Annotated in this window: 11 protein-coding genes; all 11 read left to right on the top strand. The window is 75.9% G+C overall.

The features are described 5' to 3' along the window. Positions 1-29: 29 nt before the first annotated feature. The 11 genes from E1B22_RS02555 to E1B22_RS02505 all read left to right on the top strand — a co-directional run bounded on the left by E1B22_RS02555 (position 30) and on the right by E1B22_RS02505 (position 12,268). Positions 30-362 carry a YabP/YqfC family sporulation protein gene (locus E1B22_RS02555; protein WP_135224434.1) on the top strand — a complete coding sequence of 111 codons (333 nt, stop codon included), beginning with the start codon at positions 30-32 and terminating at the stop codon, positions 360-362. Beyond that, positions 359-1,672: a sporulation protein YqfD gene (yqfD, locus tag E1B22_RS02550; protein WP_135224433.1), complete on the top strand. Its 1,314-nt coding sequence runs from the start codon at positions 359-361 to the stop codon at positions 1,670-1,672. The genes E1B22_RS02555 and yqfD overlap by 4 nt, the downstream gene beginning before the upstream one ends. 37 nt (positions 1,673-1,709) lie before the next feature. Then, positions 1,710-2,876, top strand: coding sequence for a PhoH family protein (locus E1B22_RS02545; RefSeq protein WP_243123656.1), 1,167 nt, complete (start codon positions 1,710-1,712; stop codon positions 2,874-2,876). A 144-nt stretch (positions 2,877-3,020) separates the two neighbouring features. Beyond that, positions 3,021-5,597 carry an HD family phosphohydrolase gene (locus tag E1B22_RS02540; RefSeq protein ID WP_243123655.1) on the top strand — a complete coding sequence of 859 codons (2,577 nt, stop codon included), beginning with the start codon at positions 3,021-3,023 and terminating at the stop codon, positions 5,595-5,597. Further along, entirely contained in the window at positions 5,591-6,106 is a 516-nt protein-coding gene (gene ybeY, locus E1B22_RS02535; RefSeq protein ID WP_243123653.1) for an rRNA maturation RNase YbeY, read from the top strand. The genes E1B22_RS02540 and ybeY overlap by 7 nt, the downstream gene beginning before the upstream one ends. Next, positions 6,103-6,741, top strand: coding sequence for a diacylglycerol kinase family protein (locus tag E1B22_RS02530; RefSeq protein WP_135224431.1), 639 nt, complete (start codon positions 6,103-6,105; stop codon positions 6,739-6,741). The genes ybeY and E1B22_RS02530 overlap by 4 nt, the downstream gene beginning before the upstream one ends. Positions 6,742-6,776: 35 nt before the next feature. Next, complete coding sequence (locus E1B22_RS13100; RefSeq protein WP_167758939.1) at positions 6,777-8,045, top strand: DUF3048 domain-containing protein; 1,269 nt, start codon at positions 6,777-6,779, stop codon at positions 8,043-8,045. A gap of 110 nt (positions 8,046-8,155) precedes the next feature. Beyond that, on the top strand, positions 8,156-9,148 hold the full coding sequence (era, locus tag E1B22_RS02520) for a GTPase Era (protein ID WP_135224429.1): 993 nt from the start codon (positions 8,156-8,158) through the stop codon (positions 9,146-9,148). Between the two features lie 91 nt (positions 9,149-9,239). Beyond that, a complete protein-coding gene (gene mgtE / locus E1B22_RS02515) occupies positions 9,240-10,721 on the top strand; it encodes a magnesium transporter (protein ID WP_243123652.1) in 1,482 nt (493 codons plus the stop codon). 46 nt (positions 10,722-10,767) lie between these two features. Beyond that, positions 10,768-11,607, top strand: coding sequence for a DNA repair protein RecO (gene recO / locus E1B22_RS02510; RefSeq protein ID WP_135224428.1), 840 nt, complete (start codon positions 10,768-10,770; stop codon positions 11,605-11,607). 142 nt (positions 11,608-11,749) lie between these two features. Then, positions 11,750-12,268: a DUF4342 domain-containing protein gene (locus E1B22_RS02505; RefSeq protein ID WP_243123650.1), complete on the top strand. Its 519-nt coding sequence runs from the start codon at positions 11,750-11,752 to the stop codon at positions 12,266-12,268. The last annotated feature ends 296 nt before the right edge of the window (positions 12,269-12,564 follow it).

Raw genomic sequence — 12,564 nt, 5'->3', positions numbered from 1 at the left:
AGGCTTGTGCACGCAAAGGAGGCGGCGCCTTGGCGCGGGATGGGCGCAGGGGCGGCGAGGGTTGGCGTCGCTGGCTGGGCGGCGTGGAGGACGCCCTGGCCGAGGCCCTGGAACTGCCGCGGGATGCGGTGCGCAACCTGCCTCGCATCACCCTGCTGGGCCCGCTGGAAGTGGTGGTGGAGAACCATCGGGGCGTGCTGCGCTTCGACGCCGCCCACCTGCTGGTGGCGGTGCCCGGCGGCCGGCTGGAGGTCACGGGGGACCGCCTGGCCATCGGGCGCATCGACCGGGAGGAACTGCGGGTCCAGGGGCGCATCGACCAGGTCCGCTTCCTGCCCGGGCCGGCGGGTGAGGGACCTTGAACCGGGGGCTATGGCGCCTGCTGGCCGGGGCGGTGGAGATCGCCGTGGCGCCGTCGCCCCGGCGTCGCCCCGTCGCGCCCCCACAGGGGGTGCGACGGGGCCGCGGCGGCCGGGAGCCGGCGGTGGCGTCGCCCCTCCCGGAGACGGGGCCGGAGGCCCTGGTCAACCGGCTGGCCGCCGCCGGAGCGGTGCTGTGGCGGGTCCGCCGCGAGCCGGATGGCGGCCTCCGCGCCTGGATCGCCCTGGATCAGATCGGGACCCTGCGCGCCGTGGCGCGCCAGACCCGGTGCCGGGTGCGCTTCCGTCGCCGGGCGGGGTGGCCCTTCCTGTGGCGCCGAATGGCGCGCCGACGGGTCCTGCTGGCGGGCACCCTGGCGACCGCCCTGCTGGTCTACGTCCTGTCCGGGCGCATCTGGTTCATCGAGATCCGCGGGCTGGAGCACCTGTCCGAGGCCGCCGTGCGCCAGGAACTGGCGCGGGTCGGCCTGCGGCCCGGCGTGCCGAAGGCCGCCGTCGACCTGCGCCGCCTGGCCCAGCGGCTGCCCCTGGAGGTCCCCGGCATCGCGTGGGTGGGCATCACCCACTACGGCGTCAAGGTCGTGCTGGACGTGGTGGAGAAGGAGCCCGCACCCGCGGTGCCCGCCCACCGGCCGGCCCACGTGGTGGCCCGGCGGCCGGGCGTGATCGTCCAGGTCTTGGCGCTGCGCGGGGAGCCGCTGGTGCAGCCGGGGCAGGTGGTGAAGGCCGGGCAGATCCTGATCCGCGGGGAGTACGCGGCGCCACCGCCGCCGCGGGATGGGCGGTCCCCGGGGACGCCGCCACCCGCGGGCAAGCCCGTGGCCGCGCTGGGTCGCGTGTGGGCGCGCACCTGGTACAGCCAATACCGGGAGGTACCCCTGGAACGGACGCAGCCGGTGCGCACGGGCCGGGCGTGGCAGCAGGTGGTCCTGCGTATCGGGCCCTGGCGCGTGCCGGTATACTGGCAGCGGGGGCAGCCGGGCCGTTACGAGGTGGAACGGCGTCCCCTGCTGGCCTTGCCGGGGTGGAGGGATGGTCCGCCCCCCGTCGAACTGGTGAGGGAAGTCCGCCACGAGGTCGTGCTGGCGCGGCGGACGGTGACCGCAGAGCAGGCGGTCCGCAGCGTCGAACGGCAGGCGGTGGCCCAGGTGGCCGCCGCCCTCCCGCCAGGCGGCCGGGTGGTGGCGGTGGGCAGCGAAGTGGTCCAGCGGGGCGCCGGGTTCGTCGGCGTCCGCACCACAGTGGAAGCCATCGAGGACATCGGCGTGCAGCGCCCGTTCACGGTCCGGTGAGCGGTCACCGGGGACGCAAAGGAGGGCGATGGGGTCCTTGCCCGAAGCGCGGCAGCCCAACGGCACGGCGCCGCCGGCCGGCGAGGGCTACGTGGCGGTCATCGACCTGGCGGATCACGACGAGGCGCTTCAGCTGTTCGGGCGCGGCGACCAGCACCTGCGCCTGATCCAGGACAGCTTCCCGGTCCAGATCGTGTCGCGGGGCGACCACATCCGCGTCCGCGGCGAGCCGGACGAGGTGCGCCAGGTCGCCACGCTGTTCCAGGGCCTGCTGGAACAGGTGCGGCGCGGGGTGGCGCTGGGGCCGGAGGACGTCCGCTACGCGATCCAGCTGACCCGGGAGGGCCGGGCCGAGCGCATCGCCGAGGTGGCCGACGACGTCATCGTGACCACGGCGCGGGGCAAGCCGATCCGGCCCAAGACCCTGGGGCAGCGCCGCTACGTGGAGGCGATCCGCAAGAACGGCATCGTGTTCGGCATCGGGCCGGCCGGCACCGGCAAGACCTACCTGGCCATGGCGGTGGCCATCGCCAGCCTCAAGGCCCACCAGGTCGCCCGCATCATCCTCACCCGCCCAGCGGTGGAGGCCGGCGAGAAGCTGGGCTTCTTGCCCGGCGACCTGCAGGAGAAGGTCGACCCCTACCTGCGGCCCCTCTACGACGCGCTGTGGGACATGCTGGGGGTGGAGACCTTCCAGAAGTACATGAACCGGGGCCTGATCGAGGTGGCGCCGCTGGCGTACATGCGCGGCCGCACGCTGGACGACTCCTTCATCATCCTGGACGAGGCGCAGAACACCACGCCGGAGCAGATGAAGATGTTCCTGACCCGGCTCGGGTTCGGGTCGAAGGCGGTGGTGACGGGTGACGTCACCCAAGTCGACCTCCCCCGCGGTCGGCACTCGGGGCTGACCCACGTGCAGCACGTCTTGCGCGGGATCGAGGGCATCGAGTTCATCTACCTGACGGAACAGGATGTGGTGAGACACCCGCTGGTCCAGCGGATCATCCGGGCGTACGAGGCCTACGAGCGGCAGGAGCAGGGGGACGCCGTCGCCCGTGGCGACGGAGAGGTGGCGGCCGAGCCCGGGGCCGACCGGGCGGGGGATGCCCACGGGGGCGAGCCGGCCCGGCCCGGCAGCGGCGCGGAGCGGCGACCGAGGCGGGGCCTGGGATCGATCCGGGGCAACAGCCGGCGGCGGTAGCGGCGGTGCCCGCGGGCCGGTGACCGTGGCCCGGGCCCGCGGGAACTCCGCCGGGGCCGAGGGGGGGAACGGGGCATCGCCCCCGCGGCGGGGTCGGCGCGGCCCCGCCCGCCGCAACGCCGACCCGCACCGGGAGTGGACGCGATGGGTGGAGGATTTGCCGGCCTGGGCCACTGGCTCGACCGTCACCTGGGGGGACAGTGGCGTGAGCCCCAAGTGCGGCGCCTGATGTGGGGCGGCCTGTTCTTCCTGTGCTTCACCCTGCTGCTGGCCACGGCGGTGGCCCCCTCCCAGGTCCGCGTGCGACCCGGCCAGGCCGCACCCCGCGACCTGGTGGCGCCCAAGCAGCTGGTGGATCGGCCCACCACGGAACGCCTGCGCCAGGAGGCCGCGCAGGCCGTGCCCGACCAGTACCAGGAGGACGACGGCGCCGTCCGGCAGGTGCGCACCCAGGTCGAGGCGGCCTTCGCCGCGGTGGCGGAGGTCCGCCAGGCCATGGCGCGGCGCGCCCGCGAGGGGCAGGACGCCGGCGCCGAGGGGGGCACCGCGGGCGCGGCGCGATCCGCCGGGTCGGACGCCGCCGTGGGGCAGGGCGCCGGCGCAGGCGGGGGTGCCGACGGCGCGTCCCTGCCGCCCCCGGCGGCGGGCGACCGTCGCGAGCTGGAGCGCAGGCTGGGCTTCGCCCTGCCCGCCGAGGTGGCCGACGCCGTCCTCACGGTGGACGACGCCACCCTGGCCGCTATGCGGCGGGACCTGCTGGGCCTGCTGGAACGCCTGCTGGAGCAGGGCATCAAGGAGGACCAGCTGGCGGCCACGCGGCTGCGGCTGGGGGAGGAGATCGACGGCCTGGACTACCCCCGGCCGCTGCGGGACTTCCTGCGGCTGGTGGGGGGCCGGGCCCTGCGCCCGAACCTGATCTTCGACCGCGAGGGCACCGAGGAGGCCCGCCGCCGGGCGATGGAGCAGGTGGACCCGGTGATCATCGTGCCCGGCGAGGTCATCGTCGAGGCGGGCGAGAAGATCACGGAGGAGGACATGGTCCGCCTGCGGGACGCCGGCCTCCTGCAGGAGAGCCCGTGGAGCCTGGCCGGGATCTGGGCCGGGACGGCGCTGCTGGTCCTGCTCGGGATGGCGGCGGGCGGCTTCTACCTGGCCACCTTCGACCGCCGCGTCTACGAGGACGAGCCCCGCTTCGTCCTCTTCGGCCTGGTGCCGCTGATCACGCTGGTCTTCGCCCGGCTGCTGCAGCCGGTGTCACCCTACCTGATGCCCGTCGCCACCGGGCCGATGCTGCTGGCCGTGCTGCTCAACCCGCGCACGGCACTGGTGGCGGCGATGCTGCTGGCCGTGGCGGTGGGGGCGATGGCGGGAGACGGGTTGCGCTTCGGCACCGTCGCCTGGTTCGGCAGCGCGGCGGCCGCCTTCGCCGTCTCGCGTCTCGGCCATCGCTCCGACTTCATCCGGGCCGGAGCCATCACCGCCGCGGTCAACGCCCTGGCGACCCTGGCCCTGGCCCTGATGTTCGGCAGCCCGCCCCTGGTCGACCTCGCGGTGTGGAAGCAGGTGGGCTGGGCCGCCTTCGGCGGGCTGCTGGCGGCCGTCCTCACCCTGGGCCTGCTGCCCTTCCTGGAGAGCTTCTTCGGCCTCGTGACGCCGGTGCGCCTGATCGAGCTGGCCAACCCCAACCAGCCCCTGCTGCGCCGGCTGCTGGTGGAGGCGCCGGGCACCTACCACCACAGCCTGATGGTGGCCAACCTGGCCGAGGCCGCCGTCGAAGAGGTGGGCGGCAACTCGCTGCTGGCCCGGGTGGGCGCCTACTACCACGACGTCGGCAAGGTGAAGCGGCCCTACTTCTTCATCGAGAACCAGTTCGGCGGCGAGAACCCCCACGACAAGCTCTCCCCGAACCTCAGCGCGTTGATCATCACCGCCCACGTCAAGGACGGCATCGAGCTAGCGCGCCAGCACGGCCTGCCGGAGGAGATCATCCGCTTCATCCGCGAGCACCACGGCACGACGCGGGTCGAGTACTTCCTGCGCCGGGCCCAGGAACGGGGCGAGCCCGAGGTCCTGGAGGGCAACTTCCGCTACGACGGGCCGCCGCCCACCACCCGGGAGACCGCCGTGGTCATGCTGGCGGACGCCGTCGAGGCGACGATCCGCTCGCTGGGGCACCTCACCCCCGGCCGCATCGAGCAGGTGGTGCGCAAGATCATCAAGGACCGCCTCAACGACGGCCAGCTCGACCGCGCCGATCTGACGCTGCGCGACCTGGACCGCATCGCCGACACCTTCGTGCGGGTGCTGACCGGTGTGTTCCACCACCGCATCGAGTACCCCGAGGCGGTGCTCAAGGAGATGGAGCGGTCCCGCCGCAAGGAGGCCGCCGCCAAGGAGGGCGCGGGCAAGGAGGGGGCCGCCAGGGAGGGCGGCGGGGCCGGCGCCGGCAAGGGCGCCGGCCCGAAGGACGGCCAGGGGGAGCGCGGTGCCCGGCCGGGCCGGCCGGCCCGCGCCGGCCCGGCCGCTGAAGGCCCCGGCAGGGGCCCGGTCGACGGACGCGGCGGCGCGGGAACGGCGGCTGGGGCGGCGGAGGCGCCGCCGGCCATCCGGGCGGGCGGCGCGGGGGACGACGATCCCGGTGCCGCATCCGCCCCCGGGGAAGGAGGCGACGGACGCCCATGGCAGGGAGCCGGGAACGGCGAGGGCCGGAACCCGTGCTGAGCATCGGGAACCGGCAGGAGCGCCTGGCGGTTCCCGGCCACTGGCAGACGCTCCTGCCCGGGCTGGTGCGGCGCCTCCTCGAGGCGGAGGGCCTCGCGCTCCCGGTGGAGGTCGCCCTGACCTTCGTCGACGACGCGGCCATCCGCCAGCTCAACCGGCGCTACCGCGGCAAGGATGCGCCGACGGACGTCCTCTCCTTTCCCCAGCTCGAACCCGCGGAGATCCAACGGCTCAAGGCCGGCGCCCGCGGGTCCGGGGGCGCCGGTGCCGGGGACGAACCGGCCCCCGAGCCCGAGCCCGTGCCCCTGGGCGACGTGGTGATCTCCCTGGAGCGGGCGGCGACCCAGGCCCAGGCGTACGGCCACTCGCTGGACCGGGAGGTGGGCTACCTGCTGGCCCACGGTGTCCTGCACCTCCTGGGCTACGACCATCCTGACGCGGAGGGCGAGCGGCTGATGCACCGGAAGGCGGAGGCGGCCCTGGCCGCGTGCGGCCTGAGCCGGCCATGAGGCGCCGGGGCCACGGATCCGCCGGCGGCACGGGCGAGGCGGCGCACCCCGGTGCCGGCCGCACCGGCTCCCGCCCGCCCTCCCGCCCCGGACCCGGCCGCGCGGGCAGCCTGGCCGAGTCGTTCCGCTGCGCCTGGGCGGGCTTCCTCTGGATCTGGCGCACCGAGGCCAACATGCGCCTGCACCTCGCCGCCGCCACGCTGCTCTTCACGGCCGCCTGGTGGCTGGGCGCCACGCCGGAGGAGTGGGCGTTGCTGCTGCTGGCCGCGGGCCTGGTGGTGCTGCTGGAGTGGATCAACACGGCCATCGAGGGGGCGGTCGACCTGGCGACCGAGGGGTTCCGCCCCTTGGCCGGCCGGGTCAAGGACGTGGCGGCCGGCGCCGTCCTGGTGGCGGCGCTGCTGGCCACCGTCACCGGTCTGGTGGTGCTCGGCGCGGAGCTGCGCCGGCTACCGGGCCTCCTCCTGGTCCACGCCAGGGACCAGCCCTGGCGGCTCGGGCCCCTGCTGGTGGCCCTGTACCTCGTCATAAGTTCGCGCGCGGTGCGCCAGGCCGCCCGCCAGGGACCCGCCAGCGGGGACGAACCGGCCGGCGGCCGCGGTCCCCGGCCCCGCAACGAGGAGGGAGAAGGTTGACGACCCCGACCCCGGCGACCTCCCCACCCCCAGCGGTGACGCGGGGCGCTGGCCCCGGCCCCGCCCGGCGGCCCGGTCCCGCCCCGAGCTCCGGCCCGGGCGCCGGCCGGTCCCCGCGGCCTGCGGCCCTCACCCCATCCGTCGCGGACCCGACGTCCCGCCCCCGCAGCGCCCGGCGCCTGGTCGTCGCCGCGCTGCTGGCCGCGTCGGCGCTACTGGGGGCCTGCGGCCCCTTCGGCCCCGCGACGGCCCCGGCCCCAACGCCCGGGAGCGGCGCGCCCCCGGCGGAACCGCCGGCGCCCGCCCCGCCGCCGGTGAATCCGCTGACTGGCCTGCCGATGTCCCGCCCCGACCTGCTCCGACAGCGTCCCGTGCTGGTCAGCATCGACAACCATCCCGACGCGCGGCCCCAGGCGGGGCTGACCGCCGCCGACCTGGTCTACGAGGTGCCCGCCGAGGGCGGCATCACCCGGCTGCTGGCGCTGTTCGTCACCCAGCGCCCCGAGCGGGTCGGCCCCGTGCGCAGCTCGCGCCACTACTTCCTCGACCTCGCCCTGGAGTGGGACGCGATCTACGTGCACGCCGGCGGCAGTCCCCAGCACTACGCCCGCATCGTCCGCACCGGCCTCGACGACCTGGACGGGGTCCGGGCCGATCCCCGGGGCGGGGGGCGCCGGGTCTTCACCCGCGACGCGCGGCGGAAGATGCCCCATAATCTTTATGCGTCGCTGCCCGTCGCCCTGACGGCGGCGGAGGAGCGGGGCTGGGCGCTCACCGCGCCGCCCCGTCCGTCCCCCTTCGCATTCCGCAGCGCGGGCGAGGAGCCGACGGGCGAACGGGTGGACCGCTTGGTGATCCACTGGCCCGGGTGGCGCCGGGGCTGGGTTCGCTATCGTTGGACGGGCGCCGGTTACCTGCGGGAGACCGCCTTCGGCCCCCACGTGGCCGAGGAGACCGGCGACCCCCTGACGCCGGCCAACCTGCTGATCCAGCTGGTGCCCGCCCGGACCATCGCCGGCGACGCCGAGGGACGCCTGGAGGTCGAGCTCGCGGGGGAGGGCCGCCTGCTCATCGCCAGCGGCGGCCGGCTGCGGGAGGGCCGCTGGCAGAAGGCGAGCCCGACGGCGCCGACCCGGTGGCTGGAGGCCGACGGCCGGCCGGTCCGCCTGGCGTCGGGCCCAACCTGGGTGCACCTGGTGCCGGCGTCGGCCCGCATCGAGGCGTCGGGCCCGCCGTCGTCCCAGGGCTCGGGGGAGGAACCGGCGGAGGGGGCGGAGGGTCTCGAGGGGACCGGGGGGCGGTGACGGGGGCGCCGCCGGCCGGCCGGGGGACGGCAGGCCTCCGGACCGCGGGCGCGGCCGGGGCCGCGGCCTGCGGGTGCGCCGAAGGCGCGGAGGAGGGGAGGAGCGGTGCGATGACGGGGACCGGGCCGCATCCCGGCGGCGAGCCGGCACGATCCGGGGCGGAGGCCGGCGGACGGGCCGCCGGCGCCGCGGCGGGGGGCGGGGAGGGCGAGACGCCCTTCCGCTCGGGGTTCGTCGCCCTGATCGGCCGGCCCAACGTCGGCAAGTCGACGCTGCTCAACCAGCTGATCGGGCGCAAGATCGCCATCATGTCCGACAAGCCGCAGACCACCCGCACCCGCATCCTCGGGGTGCTGAACCGGCCCGGCGCCCAGCTGATCTTCGTCGACACGCCGGGCATCCACAAGCCCCAGCACCTGCTGGGCCAGCACATGGTGCGCATCGCCCGCCGCACCCTCCAGGAGGTGGAGGTGATCTGCTGGCTGGTGGAGGCGTCGGACCGGGAGCCCGGCCCCGGCGACCGCTACATCGCCGAGCAGCTGGCGGAGGTGGCGACGCCCAAGATCCTGGTGGTCAACAAGATCGACCAGGTGGCCCCGGGCGAGGTGTCGGCCATCGCGGAGCGCTTCCGCCAGCTGGGCGCCTTCGTCGCCGTCCACTGCATCTCCGCCCTCCAGGGCGTCGGCGTCCCGGAGCTGGTGGCGGCCATCGAGGGGCTGCTGCCCGAGGGGCCGCGGTTCTTCCCGGAGGACATGATCACCGACCAGCCCGAGGCCCAGATCATGGCGGAGCTGATCCGGGAGCAGATCCTCCACCTGACCCGGGAGGAGGTGCCCCACGCGGTGGCGGTGCAGATCGAGCGGGTCGAGCGCCGCCCCAACGGCGTGGTCTACGTCCCGGCGACGATCTACGTCGAGCGGGAGGGGCAGAAGCGCATCCTGATCGGGGAGCGGGGCCGCATGCTCAAGGAGATCGGGCGGCGGGCGCGGATGGAGATGGAGGCGCTGCTGGGCTCGAAGATCTACCTCGACCTGTGGGTCAAGGTCAAGCCGGACTGGCGCAACAAGCAGGGCGCGCTGAGCAACTTCGGCTTCCGGGACTGACGGGGCCGTCGCCGCGGGCAGGGCCTCGCGGTGCCGCGGCCCCGGGCCCCGGAGCGGGTCCGGGGGCCACCCGGGCCGAGGGGGTGGGACCATGGCCGGCGGGATGGAGAGGGAGCGCACCGGCGGGTCCCCGGGGCCCGTCGGCCCGGGGGCCGGTGGGGCCCGGGGGGACGAACCGGCCCCGGCCGGCTCCGGCTCCGAGGCCGCGCCCGCCCACGGCGCGGCAGCGGCCAAGGGATGGGAGGAGCAGCTAGCGCGGGCGGTGGCGGCCGGGGAAGCCGAGGCCGCGGTGCGCCTGGCCGCCGAGGTCCATCCCGCCGACCTGGCCGAGTTCGTCCTGAAGATGCCAGCCGAGGCTCGCTCCCGCCTGCTCGCGTGGCTTCCGCCCGAGCAGGCGGCCCAGGTGGTGGAGGAGCTACCCGCGGCCGTCCAGTCCGAGGTCCTGGCCGTCCTCGGTCGCCGCCGGGCGGGCGCCGTGCTGGAGGAGATGTCCAGCGACGAGGTGGCCGACCTGCTGGGCGAGCTGCCGCCGCAACGGGCCGTGGACCTGCTGGGCCTGCTGCAGGAGGACGAGGCCGCCGACGTGCGGTCGCTGCTTGCGTACCTGGACGACACCGCCGGCGGCCTCATGACCACCGAGTTCGTCGCCCTGCAGGACGACCTGACGGCCGCCGAGGCCATCGACGCCCTCCGCCGGCTGGCTCCCGACGCCGAGACCATCTACTACGTCTACGTGGTGGACCGCGAGGAGCGGCTGCAGGGGGTCCTCTCCCTGCGGGAGCTCATCGTGGCGCCGCCCGAGACGCCGATCCGCCAGATCATGCGCACCCGGGTGGTGACGGTGCCGCCCGACATGGACCAGGAAGAGGTGGCCCGGGTGGTGGCCAAGTACGACCTGCTGGCGGTGCCCGTGGTCGACGGCGCGGGCCGCATCCTCGGCATCGTCACCGTCGACGACGTGGTGGACGTCCTGGAGGAGGAGGCCAGCGAGGACATCTACCGCTTGACGGCCACCCCCCACGGCGTCGCGGCGGCGGGGAGCCCCTGGCTGCGGGCCCGGCTGCGGCTGCCCTGGCTGGTGGGCCTGCTCCTGGGCGAGCTGGTGGTGGCCAAGGTGATCCAGGGCTTCGAGGGGACGCTGGAGCGGGTGGCGCAGCTGGCCTACTTCATCCCCCTGCTGGCGGCGACCGCCGGCAACGTGGGCACCCAGTCGCTGGCCACGGCGGTGCGGGGCCTGGCCACCGGGGAGATCGCCCGCGGGCAGGCGCCGCGGGTGCTGCTGCGGGAGCTGCAGGTGGGGCTGCTGCTGGCCGTGGCCCTGGCGGCCACCAGCGCCGTGCTGGTCTACGCCGTGCTGGGCGACGGGCCGGTGGCCGTGACGGTGGGGGTGGCCATGGGCGTCAACACGCTGGTGGCGGCGGCCATCGGCGTGCTGGTGCCCCTGGCCCTCCACTGGCTCCGGGTGGACCCGGCGGTGGCGTCGGGACCCTTCGTCACCACCACCCTGGACGTGGTGGGGACGCTGGTGTACTTTCTGACCGCGACGTGGCTGCTGTTCCGGGCGGCGGGGTGAACCGGCGCCGGGCGGCAAGACCGAGGGGTGACCGGGAGGTCGGCCCGTGCCGCTGTACACCGTCGAGGGCGTCGTGCTGCGAACCCGGGAATACGGGGAGCGGGATCGCCTGGTCACGCTGCTGGACCGGGAGGGGGTGCGCCGCACCGTCCTGGCCAAGGGGGTGCGGCGTCCCAAGAGCTCCCTGGCCGCCGGGGTCCAGCCCTACACCCACAGCCGGTTCCTCCTCTGGAAGGGGCGCTCGCTGGACGGCGTCAGCCAGGTCCAGGTGCTGGAGGCGCTGACCGGGCTGCGGGCGAGCCTCGAGGCCCTGGCCGCCGCGGCCTACGTGGCCGAGCTGGCCGAGGCCTTCACCCAGGAGGGGGCCGCCAGCCCCGGCGTCTTCCCGGTGGTGCTGGCGGTCCTGCGCCGGCTGGACGCGGCGCCCGCCGACGGCCGTGTCCACGCCCTGTGGCTGCGCCACGCCGAGCTCAGGCTCCTGGACCTGGCCGGGTTGGGCATGCAGCTGGACGCCTGCCAGGGCTGCGGGCGACCGCTGGCGGCGGAAGCGGCCCCGACCGCGGCGGCGGGCGACCCGCGGCCGCTCCCCGGCGCGGGCCGCCCGGCGGCCTACAGCGCCGAGGCGGGGGGCGTCCTCTGTGAGCGATGCGCCCCGGAGCGCCCGGCGGCCCTCCCCCTGGACCCGGCCACCTGGCAGGTGCTGCGGCGGGTGCGCCGCCTGACGCCGACCCTGGCCGCCCGCCTGCGGCCGGGCGACACGGTCCTGGCCCGGGCGGCGGAGGTGGTGCAGACCCACCTGGTCTACCACCTCGGTCGGCCCTTTCGGTCCCACGGCTTTCTGGCCATACTGGAGGAAGCACGGTGGTCGTCGGGGGCGCCGCGCTAGCTCGCTCGCCCAAGGCGGGGGACGGGCCCGGAGCGGGTGGGGCGCCCGCGGCGGCGTCCAGCGGGACGGGACGCCGGCGCCGTGGCTCCCATGGGCGGGCGTCGGCGACCCCGTGCCGGATCCGGCGGCCGGGCCGGAGGGGGTGAAGCGGGTGACGGAGCTGGAGAAGATCGACATCCTGCGGGAACGGGCGGGGGTCAGCTACCGGCGCGCCAAGGAGATCCTGGATGCGTGCGGCGGCGACGTGGTCCAGGCGCTGATCCGGCTCGAGGACGAGGCCCGTCGCAACACCTGGCAGGAGCGCATCCAGGTGCAGGGGGCCGAGCTGGTCGACCGGGTGCGGCAGCTGATCAACGAGGGCAACGTGCGGCGCATCGTGATCCGCAACCAGGACGGCCAGACCCTGGTGGAGCTGCCGGTCACCGTGGGGGCGCTCGGCGCCCTGCTGGCGCCGATGCTCGCCGTGGTCGGCGTCATCGCGGCCCTGGTCACGCGGGCGACCATCGTGGTCGAACGCCGCAGCGACAGCGACGGGCAGGGGCCGGGTCAGGGCACCGGCGCCGCCGCCGGCGGCGCCGGCCAACCGCCGTCGGGCGGCGCGGCCGGGGGCTCGGGGGCGGAGCCCGGGCGCGGTGGCGACGACGAGGGCGCCCTCGGGTAGGCCGCGCCCCACCGGTCGGCGACGGCGGCCGCAGGCGGGCGCGGGCGGCGACGGGTCGGCGGACGAGGCGGCGCGCCGGCGCACGGCACGCGTCGGCGCACGACGGCCCAGGGTGACCTTGACAACGGCAGCGGCGGGCCGGGCGCGCCCGGCCCGCCGTCCGAAGGCGGCGAGGATGGGGAGGAGTACCCCGGTGCACCCGGATCAGCGAGCCGGCGGCGGTGGGAGGCCGGCCCGGGAGCCGGGCGAAGGCGCCCCGGAGCCGGTGGGAGGAAAGGCGGGCCGGCTGCGACAGC

This window comes from Thermaerobacter sp. FW80 (genome assembly GCF_004634385.1).
Classification (GTDB): domain Bacteria; phylum Bacillota; class Sulfobacillia; order Thermaerobacterales; family Thermaerobacteraceae; genus Thermaerobacter; species Thermaerobacter composti.
The sequence above is the reverse complement of the archived record's forward strand: the minus strand, read 5'-3'. Positions and strand labels throughout refer to the sequence as shown.

Bases quoted from the DNA above. Each gene is read 5' to 3' on its own strand.
- mgtE (WP_243123652.1), top strand. From the start codon at position 9,240: ATGGCCGGCGGGATGGAGAGGGAGCGCACCGGCGGGTCCCCGGGGCCC.
- E1B22_RS02530 (WP_135224431.1), top strand. From the start codon at position 6,103: ATGAGGCGCCGGGGCCACGGATCCGCCGGCGGCACGGGCGAGGCGGCG.
- E1B22_RS02540 (WP_243123655.1), top strand. From the start codon at position 3,021: ATGGGTGGAGGATTTGCCGGCCTGGGCCACTGGCTCGACCGTCACCTG.
- era (WP_135224429.1), top strand. From the start codon at position 8,156: ATGACGGGGACCGGGCCGCATCCCGGCGGCGAGCCGGCACGATCCGGG.